Here is a 16866-nt window from a genome sequence, read left to right on the forward strand (position 1 = left end):
CCGTGGACCCCGTGGAGAACGAGATCGTGAAGAACGTCGTCGTCGCCGTCACCGACCGCCCGGAAGGGGCCGCGGCCCTGGCCTGGGCCCTGGAACGCGCCCGGGCCCTCGGCCTGGAACTGGAGGCGGTGCCGATCACCTCCGACGCGCCCTCCACTCCCGTGCACGCCTCGCAGGCGTTGCGCCGCAGCGTCGAGGTCGACGCGGCCGCGGCCGGGGTGTCCGCGCGCCTGCACGACCCGGACCCCGACGTCGCCGACCAGCTGATCGCCCTCAGCGCCGCCGGCGCCGACGTCGTCGTGCTCCCGGTGCGCCGCCGTTCGGCCACCATGAAGTTCCTGCTCGGCAGCATCGCACAGCGGGTCATCGGCGAGGCGTCCTGCCCGGTGGTGACGATCAAGTCCTGAGGTCGAGCCGGGTGGGCCAGGTGGGTCGTGCGGTCAGCACCGGCCAGCCCGCCCGGCCCGGCGTCACCTGCCCCAGGACCCGGGGGCCGCTCGCGCCGGTGCAGGTGGGGACGTTCCCCGGCAGGCCGTGCAGGGTGGCCCAGCCGAGCAGGGCGAAGGCCACGGCCTCCTTGTCGTCGGGCGGGCAGCCCAGCGCGTCGGAGGTCACGAGTTCCACATCGCCGAGTTCGACGGCGAGCCGGCGCATCAGCTCGGGGTTGCGCACGCCGCCACCACTGGCGACGACGACGTCCACCCCGCGGAGGGCGTCCGCCACGGTCCGGGCCGTCAACGTGGTGAGCGTCGCGACGAGGTCCGCGGTGTCGAGCGGCCCCCGGCGGAACCCCTCGACGTAGCCCGGGTGGAACAGTTCCTTGCCCGTCGTCTTGGGCGGTTCCCGGCGGTAGTAGGGCTCGGCGAGGAGTTCCGCGAGCAGGTCCGGGTCGACGGTGCCCCCCGCGGCCAGCGCCCCGTCGCGGTCCATCCCGCCCGCCGCGGCGTCGACGAGGGCGTTGGCCGGACCGGTGTCCCACGCCCGGGTCGGCTCCCCCGGGGCGCAGACGGTGACGTTCGCGATGCCACCGAGGTTCAGCGCCGCCGCCGTCCGTCCCTGCTCGACGAACGGTGCCAGCAGCAACTCGTCCAGCAGCGGCACCAGCGGCGCCCCCTGCCCACCCGCCGCGACGTCGGCGGTCCGCAGGTCGGAGACCACCGGAACCCCGGTCGCCTCGGCGATCCACGACGGTTGCCCGAGCTGCAGCGTCCCCAGCACCGAACCGTCCTGCACCCAGTGGAACACCGTCTGCCCGTGGCTGCAGACGACGTCGAACTCCTCCACGACCCCGGCCGCGGCGGCGGCGAACTCCTGACCGATCCGCACGTCGAGGGCACAGACCTCCGCCATCCCGATCCGTCCCGGCGGCAGCGCGGCCACGAGGTCGGCGCGCAGCGCGTCGGAGTACGGCACGCTGCGCGACTCCCCCACCCGGGCGTGCAGCACGTCCCCGGTGAGCGTGAACTCCACGACGGCGAGGTCGATCCCGTCGTGGGAGGTCCCGGACATCATCCCCAGGACACGCACTACGGCTTCCCCTCCAGCCGCCGCCGGTCGTCCGCGCCCCGGACAGTCCGCCCTGCCGCGTCGAGGGACTCGAGCACCGGCACCGCCACCCGACGCGAGGTGCCCAGCGCCCGCCGGGCGTCGCTCATCGAGAACGGTTGCGGCAACGCCCGCAGCGCCCCGACGGCCCGGTCCCGGAACCCCGGGGCCAGCACGATCCCCTCGGCGACCCGTTCCAGGCGACCCGCCCGGACGGCCGCGGCGAGTTCCGAGCGGCCCAACCGGAGTTCCCGCAGCCGCTCGACGTCGGGGGCCGCGAAGGGTTCCCGCGCCAGGTCGGCGAGGACGAGCTGGACCGAGCGCTCGACCGCGGGGGGCAGGTCCGAGGTCCGCTCCACCACGCGCCCGTCGTGGACCCGCAACGGCGTCGACACGAGCGCCTCGACGAGTTCCAGGGCCGGGAGCCCCAGCAGCCGCCGGGCCTGCTCCAGCGTCGGGCCGGGCTGCAGGGGGTTCGCGGCGGCGACCTCGGTCACGACGGTGCGCAACCGGCGCCCGAGGTCCGCCCAGTACCCCGCGTCGACGTACCAGTCCCCGGTCACCGGCGCACCGGTCGGCGCGACCCCCATGGAGCGCAGGTGCTCACCCCGCACCACCCGCCGCCGGCGCAGTTCCCCGGCCGCGTCCGGTCCCCGGACCCCGGTGAGGTCGGCGGCGCGCGCGGCGGCCGCCCCCCGACGGTTCAGCGGGGGCGGGTCGACGTCCAGCACCGTCCCCGCCCCGAGGACGGTGTGGCGGGCCGGGTCACGCAGCAGCAACCGGTCGCCGACCCGCAGCGGCAACGCCGTCCGCAGTTGCAACCGCACCAGCACGTCCTCGCCGTCCCCGCTGCCGTCGACGCCCAGCGGCCGGGTCCGCACCGGGACGGCCGCGGACCCCACGTGCGCGACCACCTGCGCGGGCAGGTCGGTGGGCGGCTCGGTGCCCGGCAGCCGGACGTCGACGACGTCGGTGAGCCGGTGCGTCCCCGGGGTCAGCAGGGCGTCCCCGCGACCCACGTCGTGGCGGTCCACCCCCCGCAGGTTCAGCGCTACCCGCGCGAGCGCGTCGACCCGATCGACGTCGTGGTCCATGGACTGCACCCCGCGGACGTGCACGCGGCGCTCGCCCAGCTGGAGCTCGTCGCCCACGGCGATCCGACCGGCCGACAACGTCCCGGTCACGACCGTCCCCGCCCCGGTGATGGAGAAGCTGCGGTCCACCCAGAACCGCACGGGCGCCGCGAGGTCTGGCGCCGGCACCCGCGACAGCACGTCGGCGAGGACCCGGCGCACGTCGTCCAACCCGGCCCCCGTCACCACGTTGCACGCGACGGAGGGGACCTCCCCCAGGCTGGAGGCGCGCAGTTCGGCCAGGGCCCGGGCCCGCGCGGGTTCCGGGTCGGCGAGGTCGGCGCGGGTGACGACGAGCATCCCGTGCCGGACGCCCAGGGCGTCGAGCGCCGCGAGGTGCTCGGCCGACTGCGGCATCCACCCGCCGTCGGCGGCGACGACGAACACGACGACCGGGACGGGACCGACCCCGGCGAGCATGGTGGGGACGAACTTCTCGTGTCCGGGGACGTCGACGAACGCCACGGCCCCCGCCCCGGGCAGGTCGCTCCAGGCGAAACCCAGGTCGATGGTCAGGCCGCGGCGCTTCTCCTCCGCGTAGCGGTCCGGGTCCCGTCCGGTCAGCGCCCGGACGAGGCTGGACTTCCCGTGGTCGACGTGCCCCGCGGTCGCGACGACGTGCATCGCTTGAGACATCACGTCAGCGCCAGGACGGCGGCCACCACCGCGTCGTCGGACTCCGGCGGTACGCACCGCAGGTCCAGCAACGTCCGCCCACCCTCGACGCGACCGACGACCGCGGGTTCCCCGAGCCGCAGGGGTTCCACGAGCTGCGGGGGCAGCGACACCACCCACGACGGGAGTTCCACCCCCGGGGCGCCACCACCGCCGACGACGGCGACCGAGGGTTCGGGACGGGCGTCGATCCCCTTGCCGGACAGCGTGTCCGCGACGGCGGTGCAGCGTCGTCGCAGGTCGTCGACGTCGGCGTGCACGGCCCCCACGGTCGGGTTCCCGACCGAGCGCAGCGTCGCCTCGAGGGCCGCGAGGGTGAGTTTGTCGACCCGCAGCGCGCGGGCCAGCGGGTGTCGTCGCAATCGCTCCACGAGCTCGGCGTCGCCCAGCAGCAGACCCGCCTGCGGTCCCCCGAGGAGCTTGTCCCCGGACGCCGTGACCAGGTCGGCACCGGCGGTGAGGACGGACTGCGCGTCCGGTTCGCGGGGCAGCAGCGGGTCCGGGGTGAGCAACCCCGACCCGATGTCCACGACCACGGGAACTCCCAGTTCGGCGAGCTCGGCCGCCTCGACACCCGCGGTGAACCCGGTGACGACGAAGTTCGACGGGTGGACCTTGAGGACGAACCCCGTGCGTTCCCCGATCACGGCCCGGTAGTCGGCGAGCGAGGTGCGGTTCGTCGTCCCGACCTCCCGCAACCGGGCGCCGGTGGACTCCAGCAGGTCCGGCAACCGGAAACCGTCCCCGATCTCGACGAGTTCGCCCCGGCTGACGACGATCTCCTTGCCCGCGGCCAGGGCCGTCGCGACCAGCGCGAGCGCCGCCGCACCGTTGTTCACGACGTGCACGTCACCGGCGGCGGGGACCGCGGCCCGCAGCGCCGCCATCGTGCCCCGGCCCCGCCGGGCCCGGCGGCCGGTCGCGAGGTCCATCTCGACGTCGGTGGCCCCGGCCGCGGCGACGACGGCCTCCACGGCGGCGTCGGAGAGCTGCGCGCGGCCCAGGTTGGTGTGCAGGACCGCGCCGGTCGCGTTGAGGACGCGGCGCAGGGTCGTCCCCGCCGCGGGCAACCCCGCCAGCACGAGCCCGACGACGTCCTCGGCCGGCGCTTCCCCGGTGCGGACCCGCTGCTGCACCTCCCGCACGACGTCCTTGACGACGTCGCGCCCCAGGGTGCGCACGGCCGCGTCGACCCGCGGATCGGCGAGGACGGCGTCGGTGCGGGGGACGGTCCGGCGGTGATCGGGCAGCACGAGGCAGAACCTACCCCGGGGCTGCGTGGCGGAGGCGGATGGGAATCGAACCCACCTGACCGAGGTGCTCGGTCACGTCGGTGTTGAAGACCGCGGGGGCCACCAGGCACCCGTACGCCTCCCCGGCAGCACGCGAGCACACCCTGTCATACCGTGGGCCGCGTGACGACGACGGACGCGGCGGTTCGGCTCACCCAGTACGCCCACGGCGGGGGGTGCGCGTGCAAGATCCCGCCCGGCGAGCTGGAACGGATGGTCGAGGGCCTCACCGGGCCCGCGACCGGTGACCTCCTCGTGGGGGTCGGCGACGACGCGGCCGTCGTGCGCATCGCGGGTGGGCAGGCGGTCATCGCGACCGCCGACTTCTTCACCCCCGTCGTCGACGACGCCTACACCTTCGGCCGGATCGCGGCGACGAACGCGTTGTCCGACGTCTACGCGATGGGCGGGACACCGCTGGTCGGGGTGAACCTGCTCGGCTGGCCCCGCGACGTCCTGCCGCCCGAACTGGCCCGGGAGGTCCTGCGCGGTGGGGCCGACGTGGCCGCGGCCGCCGGCTGCCACCTCGGCGGCGGCCACAGCATCGACAACCCCGAGCCCCTCTACGGGATGAGCGTCACCGGCCTCGGCGACCCCGAGCGGCTCCTCCGGGGCGACGCGGCCGTGGCCGGTCTCCCCCTCACCCTGACGAAACCCCTCGGCCTCGGGGTGCTGAACAACCGCCACAAGGCGACCGGCGAGGTCTTCGAGGAGGCGGTCGCGGTGATGACGACGCTGAACGCGGACGCGTCCCGGGCGGCGCTCGCCACCGGCGCCCGCTGCGCGACCGACATCACCGGTTTCGGCCTGCTGGGCCACCTGCACGAGGTCGCGCGCGCCAGCGGGGTCACCGCCGTCGTCGACGCCGCCGCCGTGCCCTACGTCGACGGGGCCCGCCGGTCGTTGACCGACGGCTTCGTGCCCGGCGGCAGCCGCCGCAACCTCGACTGGGTCCGCCCGTTCCTCTCGGCCGAGGGTTTCGACGAGGAGGAGCTCATCCTGCTCGCCGACGCCCAGACCTCCGGAGGTCTGCTCGTCGCCGGTGAGGTGCCCGGCTACCCGGTGGTCGGTGAACTGGTCCCCGCCCGGGCGGGGACCACGCTCGTGGTCCGCTGATCAGCGCGGTGCGCTCGTGGAAACGTCGTCCTTGCCCTTGAGGTAGAGGAACCAGTAGGCGGCGCCGACGAACACACCTCCGCCGATGGCGTTCCCCAGTCCCGCGAAGATCCAGTTCCGGACGATGCTGCCCCACCCGATGCCGGGCACCCCGGCCCAGTGGGCCGCGGGGAGGAAGAACATGTTCGCGACGACGTGGTCGAAGCCGAGCGCCACGAACGCGGTGATGGGGAAGAAGATGGCCAGGACCTTGCCGGCGACGTCCTCGGCGGCCATGGCCATCCACACCCCGAGGCAGACCAGCCAGTTGCAGCCGATGGCCCGCAGGAAGATCGTGAGGTCGTCCTCGGTGACGGCCTTGCCGGTCGCGATGGCGGCGAGCCGGGTGAAGGACGCCGTCCCCTCGGCGCCGATGACCCCCGTCTGCACGGCCAGCACGTAGGCCACGAAGAGGGACCCGAGGAGGTTGGCGAAGAGCACGACGCCCCAGTTCAACCCGAGCCGCCCGAGGCTGACGCGGCGGCTGAGCAGGGCGATCGGGACCAGGGCCATGTTGCCGGTGAGCAGTTCGGAACCGGCGACGACCACGAGGATGAGCCCGAGGCTGAACACCGCACCCGTGAGCAGGGTCGTCACCCCGCCCCAGATCTTCGGGTCGAGGCCGGCGGTCACGTCCACGGCCAGCAACCCCGCGAAGGCGATGTAGGCCCCCGCGAGGAAACCGCCCACGAGCATCTTCGAGACGGGGAGGTGAGCCTTCTTCTCGCCGCTGGCGACCGCCGCGACGGCGATCTGATCGGGTGTCTTGAACGCCATGCGAAGCTCCTCGAGGTTTCAGGAGGCGCGCTGACGTGCCTCCAGGCGTTCCCGCTGGGGAACGACGACGTACTTGGGGTCCTTGGTCGAGGCGACGCCCGCCTCGAACACGGCCATGCGGGTCAGGAACGAACCGGCGAGCAGGCTCGCGCCCGCGGCGGCGGACACGATCCGGGACCGGCGACCGAGCACCGCGCCGACTGCTCCAGCGGCGGTCAGGATGCGGGCGGCCCGGAGGAACTTCCCGGGCCGGCCTAGGTGGAACGGTTCGCTGACGAGCCCGTGAGCGGTCTCCATCCGGTGCGCGGCAGCGAGTTCCACGGTGGCACCGATCACCGCGACGCGCGCGGCGGGACCGGACTGGCTCAGCGGGGCGAGCAGCAGCCCGGCCCCGGCTCCCGCGCCGAGGGCGCTGCCACCGAAGACGAAGGGGAGTTCGCGGAACGGTTCGTGCCAGCTCGGCACGGCGGTGTCGGCGAAGAGCACCGCCGTGTAGGTGGCCAGCAACGGGGCGGTGAGGGCCGCCCCGACCCCGAGGACGTGACCTGCGGGCGGGGCGAGCCTGCGCGCGAGCCCGAGAACGCCGCGTGGGGGCAGGAGCGGGGCCGCCTCGAAGACGGCGGCGGCTCCGGCCAGCGGGCCGTAGGCGGTGAGGATCCACGTCCCCACCGACATCGGCGACGTCGGCTTGGCGACCCGCAGCATGTTGTAGAAGCGCTCGGGACGACCGAGGTCGGAGATGAGGAAGTAGGCACTGGCCCCGACGGCGCCGAGGGCGGTGAACCGGTAGGCGCGCCGGGCCGCGAGGTCGCCCCGCGCGGTGGCCACCGCACCCAGCATCGAACTGCTCGCCGCGAGACCCCCCGCGAACAGGTAGTAGGCGATCTCGTGGGTCCACACCGGGGGTTTGAGCACCGCGCGGCCGTAGTAGGAGCGGAACTCCGCGTCGGGGACGACGGCGTTGACGTCACCGCGCCGACCCTTGCGCTTCTCCCGCTTTCCCATCTCGGCCCCGAACATGCGCGCCGCCTGGCCGCCGATGGGGTCGGTACCGGGCACGTGCTCGAACCCCGGCTGACCCGGTTGGTGCGGCGTCTCCTGCGACGGTTTCGGGTTCACCCGCGCCGCCCCACCGAGGCGGCGAGGACACCGAGCACCATGAACCCCGCGGCCGCGGCCATGTGCTTGTACATGGAGGGCAGGTCGCGGGTGGTGACGACCGGGTCCGGCGGCAGGCCGTAGACCTCGGGTTCGTCGAGGAGGAGGAAGAACGCGCCGTCCCCGCCCACCCCGTCCTCGGCGTTCTCGCCGTACAACCGGGCCTCGGTGACCCCGACGTCGTGGAGCTGCTGACGACGACGCTCGGCGCGTTCCCGGAGTTCGTCGAGGTCACCGAACTGGATCGACTCGGTGGGGCAGGCCTGTGCGCAGGCGGGAGTCTGGTCCTCACCGAGGCGGTCGTAGCACAGCGTGCACTTCCAGGCCCGGCCGTCGCTCTCCCGCTTGTCGATGACGCCGTAGGGGCAGGCCGAGACGCAGTAGCCGCACCCGTTGCAGACGTCCTCCTGGACGACGACGGTCCCGAACTCCGTGCGGAACAAGGCACCCGTGGGGCAGACGTCCAGGCACGCGGCGTGCGTGCAGTGCTTGCAGACGTTGGACATCATCAGCCACCGGACGTCCTGGCGGCCGTCCCGGTCCGGCAGCGGCGCGGGCGCCAGCATCCCCGGCATCCCCAGGAACTGACCCGTGCTCTTGTCGGCCGGAGCCGCGGGCTTCGTCGGCGCCGCGGCGGAGGACCCGCAGGAACCGCCGCAGCCGCCGCCACCACCGCCTCCGCCGTGGGAGGAGTTCTGGTAGGCCCGGTCCGCGAGCGGCTGCCCCCCGGGCACCCCGGTCCCCAGCCGCGCCGCCTCCTCGAAGGCGTCGAACCCGGCGGACACCGTCTCCTGCTGCAGCGCGTCGACGACCGGCCGGGACTGCTCGATGAACGCCACCGCCCGCCAGGAGTCCGCGCCGAGCCCACCGGTGTTGTCGTAGGACATGCCGAGGAGGTCGATGCCGTCCTCGGGGACGGCGTTCCACTCCTTGCACGCCACTTCGCACGCCTTGCAGCCGATGCAGACCGAGGTGTCGGTGAAGAACCCCTTCCGCGGCGGCGGCGCCTCGTGGCCGGCGTCGCGCGCCGGGTCGTCCAGGCGGCCGTACAGGCTGCCGGCGAGGTCGTCCAGGGCGGTCATCGGTCCTCGTTCCCGGGGTCGAGCCCCTCGGCGGGGTCTGGATCGAGCACCCTCGGCTCGCTGCCGTCGTGGCGCACGCTCAACACCCGTTCCACTTCCCGGTCGTCGTGCCCGACGCCGACGTTGTCAGCACCCGTCTGGGCCAGGTCGGCGACACCCCGTCCGCCGCGGGCGATGAGGTCGGAGGTCCGCGCCACCGAACCCGACGCCATCGTCACCCCGCCCCGGACGCGGTAGGTGTCGATGAGGTCGAGCACCGCCGGACCCCGCGGACGGCGGCCCGGGACGACGTCGCAGGTGCCGGCCTTGAACTCCTGGATGTGCACGTTCGGGTCCAGGGTGAGGTGCATCAGGTCGTTCACGACGTCTCCCGTCGTCAGGCCACCCTGGCCCCAGTGGTAGGGCAACCAGATCTGGTGCACGAGCTGGTTCTGCACCTTCAACGGGGTCAGCCGGTCGGTCACCAGGACGCGGGCCTCGACGACCGCGCGGGCGGTGACGACGTGCGCCCAGCCGAGGTGCTCCAACCCGCGCAGGTGGGCCAGTTCCGGGGAGACCTCCATGAACAGCGCCGGCTGCAGCTCCGCGAGGTAGGGGAGGTAGCGGCTCATGCCGCCGGCGGTGTGGTGCTCGGTGAGGCGGGAGGTGATCCACACGAACGGGAACACCTGACTGCCCAGTTCCGGCGGCGAGGGGTGCACCTCGTTGAGGTGGTTGGTGTAGATCTCCCGCGCGGGGTTCGCCTGCTGGGTGTAGACGGCGTTGCGGAAGGGCGACTCGGCCGGTTCGTAGTGCGCCGGCAACGGGCCGTCGACGACGCCCTTGGGCGCGTAGAGCCAGGCCTTGCCGTCGCTCTGCATGATGAACGGGTCGTCACCGGCGATGGCCTCCACCCCGGTCGCCCCCTGGGGGGGACGGTAGGACGGCGGTTTCGTCGCCTCGAAGTCGGGGACGTCGTCCCCGACCCAGCGCCCGGCGTCCGCGTCCCACCACACCAGGGCCTTGCGCTCGCTCCACGGCTTCCCGTCCGGGTCGGCGGAGGCGCGGTTGTAGAGGACGCGACGGTTCATCGGCCAGGCCCAGCCCCACTCGGGGGCGTGCAGCGACTGCTCGCGTCCGGGCTTGCGGCGGGCGGCCTGGTTGACGTCGTCGGCGTAGACCCCGGAGTAGATCCAGCACCCGCTGGACGTCGACCCGTCCGCCTTCAGCGCCGTGTAGCCGGGGAGCAGGCCGTCCGGCCCGTACCCGTTGATCTCCTTCAGCACGTCCGCGGAACTGGGTTCCTGTTCCTCCCCGTGGGTGGGGTAGTCCCACGCGACGTTCAGGAGCAGCTGGTCGCGGGGGTCGGTGGAGTTCGCGAGCTTCTCCCGCATCCGGCGGCCCAGGTGGTAGAAGAACCAGAGTTCGCTCGTCGCGTCGCCCGGTGGGTTGACCGCCTTCTCCCGCCACTGCAGCAGCCGCTGCGTCTGGGTGAAGGTGCCCTCCTTCTCCACGTGCGAGGCCGCGGGGAGGAAGAACACCTCGGTGCGGCACTGCTCGGTGACGATCTCCCCGGTCTCGACCTCGGGCGCGTCCTTCCAGAACGTCGCGCTCTCGATCATGACCAGGTCGCGCACGACCATCCAGTCGAGGTTCGCCATCCCCAGGCGCTGGGCCCGACCGTTGGCGGAGCCGACGGCGGGGTTCTGCCCGAGCAGGAAGTACCCGAAGATCTTCCCGCCCTCGATCATGTCCATGACCTGGCTGTAGGTGCCGTGGTCGCCGGAGATGCGGGGCAGCTCGTCGAAGAGGTAGTCGTTCTCGGCCGTCGCCGCGTCACCGAAGTACGCCTTCAGCAGGCTGACGGTGTAGGCGTCGGCGTTGGCCCAGAAACCCTTCTGGTTGTCGCCCTTGATGGCGTCGACGTACTCCGCCAGGCTCGGGTGCCGCTCGGCGTGCGGCATCTGCAGGTAGCCGGGCAGCAGGTTGTAGAGCGTGGGGATGTCCGTGGACCCCTGGATCGACGCGTGGCCCCGCAGCGCCATGACGCCACCGCCGGGGCGGCCCATGTTCCCCAGCAGCAGCTGCAGGATCGCGCCGGCCCGGATGTACTGCACGCCCGTCCCGCGCTGGGTCCAGCCGACGCTGTAGACCAGCACGCCCGTCCTCTCCCGGCCCGAGTTCGAGATCCACGCCTCGGCGAGCTCCTCGAAGAGGTCGGTGGGGATGCCGCAGACGTCGGCCACCATCTCCGGGGTGTAGCGCGCGAAGTGCCGCTTCATGACCTGCCACACGCAACGCGGGTCCTGCAACGTCGGGTCGCGCTGGATGCTCTCGTGGTCCACGGCCGCGCCGCCGGCGCCCAGGGAGTGCCCCGACTCGCTGTCCTGCGACTCGGCCGTCTCCTCCTGCTCGTCCCCGTGCCCCTCCGCTCCCGCGTACTGCCAGGACTTGGTGTCGTAGGAGCGGGTCTCGGGGTCGAAGCCGGAGAACAGCCCGTCGAGCTCCTCGGTGTCCTGGAAGTCCTCGCTGACCAGGTGCGAGGCGTTGGTGTAGGCCAGGACGTACTCGCGGAAGTCGCGCTCCTGCACCAGGACGCGGTTGATGATCGCCCCGAGCAGGACGATGTCCGTGCCCGAGCGGATGGGCAGGTAGGTGTCCGCGAGCGCGCTCGTGCGCGTGAAGCGGGGGTCGATGTGGAACACCTTGGCCCCGCGCGCCTTGGCCTCCATCACCCACTGGAACCCGACCGGGTGGCACTCGGCCATGTTCGAGCCCTGGATGACGATGACGTCGGCGTTGCTCAGGTCCTGCAGGTCACCGGTGGCTCCACCGCGACCGAACGAGGCACCCAGACCGGGCACCGTGGCGGAGTGTCAAATGCGAGCCTGGTTCTCGACCTGGATCGCACCCATGGCCGTGAACAACTTCTTGATGAGGTAGTTCTCCTCGTTGTCCAGCGTGGCCCCACCGAGGCTGGCGATCCCCATCGTCCGGTTCAGCCGGCGGCCCTGCTCGTCACGGTCCTGCCAGCCGCGGCGACGGGCGTCGATCACCCGGTCGGTGATCATGTCCATGGCGGTGTCGAGGTCGAGGTCGGACCACTCGCTCGCGTAGGGCGCGCGGTAGCGGATCCTCGTCTGGCGGGAGTCGCCGTTCACGAGCTGCTCACTGGCCGAGCCCTTGGGGCAGAGGCGACCGCGCGAGTGGGGGCTGTCGGGGTCGCCCTCGATCTGGACGACCTTCTCGTCCTTCACGTAGACGCGCTGACCGCAGCCGACGGCGCAGTAGGGGCAGACGGACTTGGCGACCCGGTCGGCCGTGACCGTCCGGGGGGTCAGTGACTTCGAGCGGTTCGACTGCGACGCCGCACCGCGCCCCAACGGGTCGTCACCGGTCAGCTGGCGGTAGACCGGCCAGCCCTCGAGGAACGTCTTGATGCCCACGAACGGGAGGTTACGCCCGCGATCTCGAGATGCGCACCCCGACGCGTCGTACCAGCGTGTCCGCCATGTCCGTACCCACCATCATGCTCAACGACGGCCGCGAGATCCCCCAGCTCGGGTTCGGCGTCTTCCAGATCGACCCGACCGAGACCGCGCAGGCCGTCAAGACCGCGCTCGACCTCGGCTACCGCCACCTCGACACCGCGCAGATGTACGGCAACGAGGCCGAGACCCTCCAGGGCGTGCTCGACTCCGGCGTGCCCCGCGGCGAGGTGTGGATCACCAGCAAGCTGAACAACGGCTTCCACGAACCCGACGAGGCGCGCCAGGCCATCGACGACTCCGTCGCCAAGCTCGGCGGACCGATCGACCTCTACCTCATCCACTGGCCGCTGCCCACGCTCTACGGCGGCGACTTCGTCTCCACGTGGAAGGTGCTCGAGGAGGCCCGGGCCGACGGCCGGCTGAAGTCGATCGGCGTCTCGAACTTCCAGGTCAACCACCTGCAGCGCCTCGCCCAGGAGACCACCGTCGTCCCGGCGGTGAACCAGATCGAGGTGCACCCCTACTTCGGCAACGAGGCGGTGCGCCGCTACTGCGGTGAGCACCAGATCGGGGTCGAGGCGTGGTCGCCCATCGCCCAGGGCAAGGTCCTGGACGACCCGACCATCACCGACGTCGCCCGGCGCCTGGGGAAGTCCCCGGCCCAGGTCGTGCTGCGCTGGCACATCGAGCGCGGCGACATCGTCTTCCCCAAGTCGGTGACGCCGTCGCGGATGGAGGAGAACTTCTCGCTGTTCGACTTCGAGCTGGCCGAGGAGGACCTCGCCCTGATCTCCGCCCTGGACCAGGGCGACGCCGGCCGCACCGGTGGCCACCCCGACACCATGGACTACGTCCCCAGCTGACCCCTGGAGGGATCCCGATGACCGTCCGGTCGTCCCCGCCGGTGCTCCGGCGCGTGGCCCTGCCGGGGTTCCTGGCGTTCCTCGGGCTGACGGCCGTCCTGCTCCTCTGGGCGAAGTGGTCCCCGTACACGGCGAGGACGGAGGAACTGCTCGGTACCCGTGACTGGAGCGGTTCCTCCGTCCTGGCCGGGGCCGGCATCGAACCCGGCACCGGCCCGAGCCTCCGCGCGGGCTGGGAGTTCACCGAGGTCTACGCCCTCGCCGTGTGGAAGGCCGTCGTGGCCGGGCTTGTCGTCGCGGCGGGGGTGCAGACGCTCGTGCCCCGGCGGTGGCTGCTCTCGCTGCTGCAGCGCCGGCGGGACACCTCCAGCGCCGTCGTCGGCGGGTTGCTGGCGACCCCGTCGATGATGTGCTCCTGCTGCACCGCCCCGGTGGCGAACTCCCTGCGGCGCAGCGGGGTACCGACCGCAGGCGTGGTGGCGCACTGGCTGGGCAACCCGCTGCTGAACCCGGCGGTCCTGGTGTTCCTCGCTCTGGTCGCGCCCTGGCAGTGGGTGGTGACCCGGCTGGTCGTCGGCCTGCTGGTCGTGACCGGGGGCTCCGTCCTGGTGGCCCGCCTCGCCGGGGAACGCGTCGCGGCGCAGGCCGGCGACGCCGTCACCGAGCACGACGGTGGGCCCCGGCGCTTCCTGCCCGTCCTGGCGCGGATGGCTCTCGTCCTCGTCCCGGAGTACCTCCTCGTCGTCTTCGCCGTCGGCACCTTCGCCGGCTGGCTCTTCCCGCTCGGGGAGTCCGCCCGTTCGTGGGGGGTGTTGACCGTCCTGCTCGCCATCGTGCTCGGCACCCTGCTCGTCATCCCCACCGCGGGCGAGGTGCCCATCACCCAGGGCCTGGCCGCGGCGGGTCTCGAACCCGCGGTCGTGGGCGTGCTGCTGATCACCCTCCCCGCGATCAGCCTCCCCTCGGCCGTCATGGTGTTGGGGGTGCTGCGTCGCCGCGTCGTCCTCTGGACCGCGGCGACGGTCGCTGCCGGCGGGCTCCTGGGGGCCGGGCTCCTCTCCCTCACCACCTGAGCGCTCGACGGCGGGCGCATCGGGCAGGATCGAGCCGTGCCGACCGACGACGACCGTCCCCTGCCGCTCTCGGGCCTGCGGGTCCTGGAGCTCGGCAACTACATCGCCGCCCCCACGGCGGGGAGGTTGCTGGCCGACTTCGGGGCCGAGGTCGTCAAGGTCGAGCGCCCCCGCACCGGTGACGAACTGCGGAACTGGCGCCTCTACGCCGGGGACACGTCGATGCTCTACCGGACGGTGAACCGCGGGAAGAAGTCGATCGTCGTCGACCTGCGGACCCCCGAGGGCCGCGACGTCGTCCGTGAACTGGTCCGCGCCTCCGACGCGCTGATCGAGAACTTCCGGCCGGGGACCCTGGACCGGTGGGGGCTCTCGGCGGCGGATCTGCACGCGGAGAACCCCGACCTCGTCGTGGCCAGGATCTCCGCCTTCGGGCAGACCGGTCCGATGGCGGCCCGCCCGGGATTCGCGGCCGTCGCCGAGGCGTTCGGCGGACTCCGCGCGCTGGTCGGCGAGGCCGACCGCCCGCCGTCGCGCACCGGGGTCTCCATCGGGGACTCCATCGCCGGTCTCTACGCCGCCTTCGGGGTCGTCATGTCGCTGCTGCAACGGGACCGGCGCTCCGCCGCGGGCGCACCACCGCTCGGTCCGGTGGACCAGCACGTCGACGTCGCCCTCAACGAGGCCGTCCTGTCGATGATGGAGTCCCTCGTGCCCGACCACTCCGCCTACGGGGTGACGCGGCAGCGGGTCGGCGGGCGCATGGAGGGGATCGCGCCGACGAACGCCTACGAGTGCCTCGACGGCAGCGTCGTGATCGCCGGGAACGGCGACTCGATCTTCGCCCGGTTCATGACCGCCATCGCCCGTCCCGACCTCGCCGACGACGCGGACCTGGGGAGCAACGCGGCCCGGTGGCAGCGTCGGGACGAGCTCGACGAGGCCATCACGGCGTGGACCTCGACCCGCACCCGGGCGGTGGTCCTCGACGTCCTCGACGTCGCCGGCGTCCCGGCCGGCCCCATCTACGAGGCCGCCGACATCCGCGCCGATCCGCAGTACCGCGTCCGGGGCATGGTGCAGGAGCTCCGCGTGGACGCCGGACGGGGTCCGCAGCCGGTGGACTTCCCGGGGATCGTGCCGCTGCTCGGGGCCACGTCCTTGCCGGTGCGCAGCGTCGGCCCCGACCTCGGCGAACACACCGTCGAGGTCCTGACGGGCGTCCTGGGGTGGTCCGCGGAGCGTGCACAGCAGTTCGCGGCGACGGGGGAACTCTCGTGAGCACGGTGGAACTGCGTGACGTGACGTTGCGGGACGGCCTGCAACTGGTCGGCCGTGCACCGAGCACCGCGCGCAAGGTGGAGATCGTCCGGGCCCTGCTCGCCCTGGGGGTCCCGAGCCTGGAGATCGGCTCGATGGCGCGCGGCGACCTCGTCCCCACACTGGCCGACACCCTCGAGGTCGTCGACGCCCTGACCCCGGAGGAGTTGCGGCGGTGCTGGGTGTGGGTCGCCACCCCGGGTCACGTGCGCCGCGCGGCCGAACGCGGGGTCGTGAACTTCCAGTACTGCCTCTCGGTGTCGGACGCCCACAACCGCGCGAACCTCGGACGCAGCACCGAGCAGAGCCTGGACACCGTGCCGGACGGGATCGCAGCCGCCGAGAGCGGGCGGATCCAGTTGTGCCTGGCCACGAGCTTCACCTGCCCGTTCGACGGTCCCGTCGACCCCGACGAGGTCATCCGCATCGCCAACGACCCGCGGACCGCCGGCACCCAGGACATCGTCGTCTGCGACACCCTGGGTCAGGCGACCCCGGCGGAGGTCGGCTCGCTGATCTCCCGGGTGCGGACCGAGACCCCGGAGCGGCGGATCGGTTTCCACGGCCACGACACCTGGGGCCAGGGGGTCGCGAACGCACACGCGGCCGTCGCAGCCGGTGCCGGTTTCGTCGACGCCACCCTGGGGGGCCTGGGCGGCTGCCCGTTCGCGCCCGGGGCGAGCGGCAACACGGCCACCGAGGACCTCGTGTTCGGTCTGCGGCCGGACTGGCTCACCCCGCAGACGTTCGCGGAACTCGTGCAGTTGTCCGAGTCGGTCCTGGCCGAGCTCGGCGAACCCGGCGCCTCGAAGGCGGCGCAGGGTGCGCGCTCGACCGCCGGAGCCTTCCCGTGGACGCTCAGCCCCAGGCCGTAGCGGGCACGAAGGGCGTCCGGTGCCAGCGGACCTCCTCGACGGTGGCACCCCGGCGCGGCCCGCCGTGGGCGACGACCCGGGCGTCCACGAGGCTCCGGTCGGAACCCAGCAGGACGACGGCCAACGCGGCCGCCTGGCCCGGGCAGGCGAAACTCCCCCACCGCGAGGCGACCTGACCGGACTCGTCGACGAGTTCGACGTCGCACGCCTCCCCCGCCCCCGGGCTGTCCAGGTGCGCCCGCACGTCCCGCACGGAGTCGACGTGCACCGGCAGGACCATCACCAGTCCACTGCCGTCCCGCACGTACAGGCGGGGGTGCGAGGTGGTCGTGTCCTCGAGAACCACGTCGAGGGGCCCGCGTCCGATGCGCTGCTTCGCCATCATCGTCCTCCTGGAAGCTGGTGCGCCCGCGACGTCGCAGGCGCAGTCACGACGATGGCACCGGGG

The 16866-nt window shown here is 72.9% G+C and carries 13 protein-coding genes, 1 tRNA gene and 1 pseudogene; 6 read left to right on the plus strand and 9 right to left on the minus strand.

Translation table 11 applies throughout. The annotated features are described in order from the left end of the window. Nucleotides 1–2 precede the first annotated feature (2 nt). Nucleotides 3–407 (plus strand): universal stress protein, encoded by a 405-nt coding sequence (locus tag OG218_RS03230; RefSeq protein WP_328291765.1) that lies wholly within the window; start codon nt 3–5, stop codon nt 405–407. Here the strand turns inward: OG218_RS03230 and OG218_RS03235 are convergent. From OG218_RS03235 to OG218_RS03250, 4 genes are all read right to left on the minus strand, one after another. After that, nucleotides 397–1527, minus strand: coding sequence for an anhydro-N-acetylmuramic acid kinase (locus OG218_RS03235; RefSeq protein ID WP_328291766.1), 1131 nt, complete (start codon nt 1525–1527; stop codon nt 397–399). The genes OG218_RS03230 and OG218_RS03235 overlap by 11 nt on opposite strands. Beyond that, nucleotides 1527–3302 carry a selenocysteine-specific translation elongation factor gene (gene selB / locus OG218_RS03240; RefSeq protein ID WP_442906452.1) on the minus strand — a complete coding sequence of 592 codons (1776 nt, stop codon included), beginning with the start codon at nt 3300–3302 and terminating at the stop codon, nt 1527–1529. The genes OG218_RS03235 and selB overlap by 1 nt, the downstream gene beginning before the upstream one ends. A gap of 11 nt (nt 3303–3313) precedes the next feature. Continuing rightward, nucleotides 3314–4603: an L-seryl-tRNA(Sec) selenium transferase gene (selA, locus tag OG218_RS03245; protein WP_442906453.1), complete on the minus strand. Its 1290-nt coding sequence runs from the start codon at nt 4601–4603 to the stop codon at nt 3314–3316. A gap of 29 nt (nt 4604–4632) precedes the next feature. After that, a tRNA-Sec gene (locus tag OG218_RS03250) sits at nt 4633–4728 on the minus strand. 40 nt (nt 4729–4768) lie between these two features. Between OG218_RS03250 and selD the strand changes: the two genes are divergently transcribed. Continuing rightward, complete coding sequence (gene selD, locus OG218_RS03255) at nt 4769–5761, plus strand: selenide, water dikinase SelD (RefSeq protein WP_328291769.1); 993 nt, start codon at nt 4769–4771, stop codon at nt 5759–5761. On the opposite strand, the gene OG218_RS03260 is transcribed toward selD, so the two are convergent. From OG218_RS03260 to fdh, 4 genes and pseudogenes are all read right to left on the minus strand, one after another. After that, nucleotides 5762–6577, minus strand: coding sequence for a formate/nitrite transporter family protein (locus tag OG218_RS03260; RefSeq protein ID WP_328291770.1), 816 nt, complete (start codon nt 6575–6577; stop codon nt 5762–5764). It lies immediately after the preceding gene. A gap of 18 nt (nt 6578–6595) precedes the next feature. Next, nucleotides 6596–7597 carry an NrfD/PsrC family molybdoenzyme membrane anchor subunit gene (nrfD, locus tag OG218_RS03265; protein ID WP_380162502.1) on the minus strand — a complete coding sequence of 334 codons (1002 nt, stop codon included), beginning with the start codon at nt 7595–7597 and terminating at the stop codon, nt 6596–6598. A gap of 95 nt (nt 7598–7692) precedes the next feature. Then, the gene (locus OG218_RS03270; RefSeq protein ID WP_328291772.1) at nt 7693–8817 is read right to left on the minus strand and encodes a 4Fe-4S dicluster domain-containing protein; all 1125 of its coding nucleotides are present in this window, start codon (nt 8815–8817) and stop codon (nt 7693–7695) included. Between the two features lie 191 nt (nt 8818–9008). Further along, nucleotides 9009–12242, minus strand: a pseudogene (gene fdh / locus OG218_RS03275) (formate dehydrogenase); the annotation flags it as partial. 65 nt (nt 12243–12307) lie between these two features. On the opposite strand from fdh, the gene OG218_RS03280 reads away from it, so the two are divergent. From OG218_RS03280 to OG218_RS03295, 4 genes are read left to right on the plus strand one after another with little or no spacing between them, the layout of a single operon-like run. Continuing rightward, complete coding sequence (locus tag OG218_RS03280) at nt 12308–13150, plus strand: aldo/keto reductase (protein ID WP_328291773.1); 843 nt, start codon at nt 12308–12310, stop codon at nt 13148–13150. 17 nt (nt 13151–13167) lie between these two features. Beyond that, nucleotides 13168–14223, plus strand: a complete 1056-nt coding sequence (locus OG218_RS03285; protein WP_328291774.1) for a permease — start codon at nt 13168–13170, stop codon at nt 14221–14223. A 36-nt stretch (nt 14224–14259) separates the two neighbouring features. Next, entirely contained in the window at nt 14260–15504 is a 1245-nt protein-coding gene (locus OG218_RS03290; protein WP_328291775.1) for a CaiB/BaiF CoA transferase family protein, read from the plus strand. After that, entirely contained in the window at nt 15501–16418 is a 918-nt protein-coding gene (locus OG218_RS03295; protein WP_328291776.1) for a hypothetical protein, read from the plus strand. Before OG218_RS03290 ends, OG218_RS03295 begins: the two co-directional genes overlap by 4 nt. On the opposite strand, the gene OG218_RS03300 is transcribed toward OG218_RS03295, so the two are convergent. Beyond that, a complete protein-coding gene (locus OG218_RS03300; protein WP_328291777.1) occupies nt 16402–16800 on the minus strand; it encodes a hypothetical protein in 399 nt (132 codons plus the stop codon). The genes OG218_RS03295 and OG218_RS03300 overlap by 17 nt on opposite strands. Nucleotides 16801–16866 lie beyond the last annotated feature (66 nt).

It is taken from the genome of Kineococcus sp. NBC_00420, assembly GCF_036021035.1.
Lineage (GTDB): Bacteria > Actinomycetota > Actinomycetes > Actinomycetales > Kineococcaceae > Kineococcus.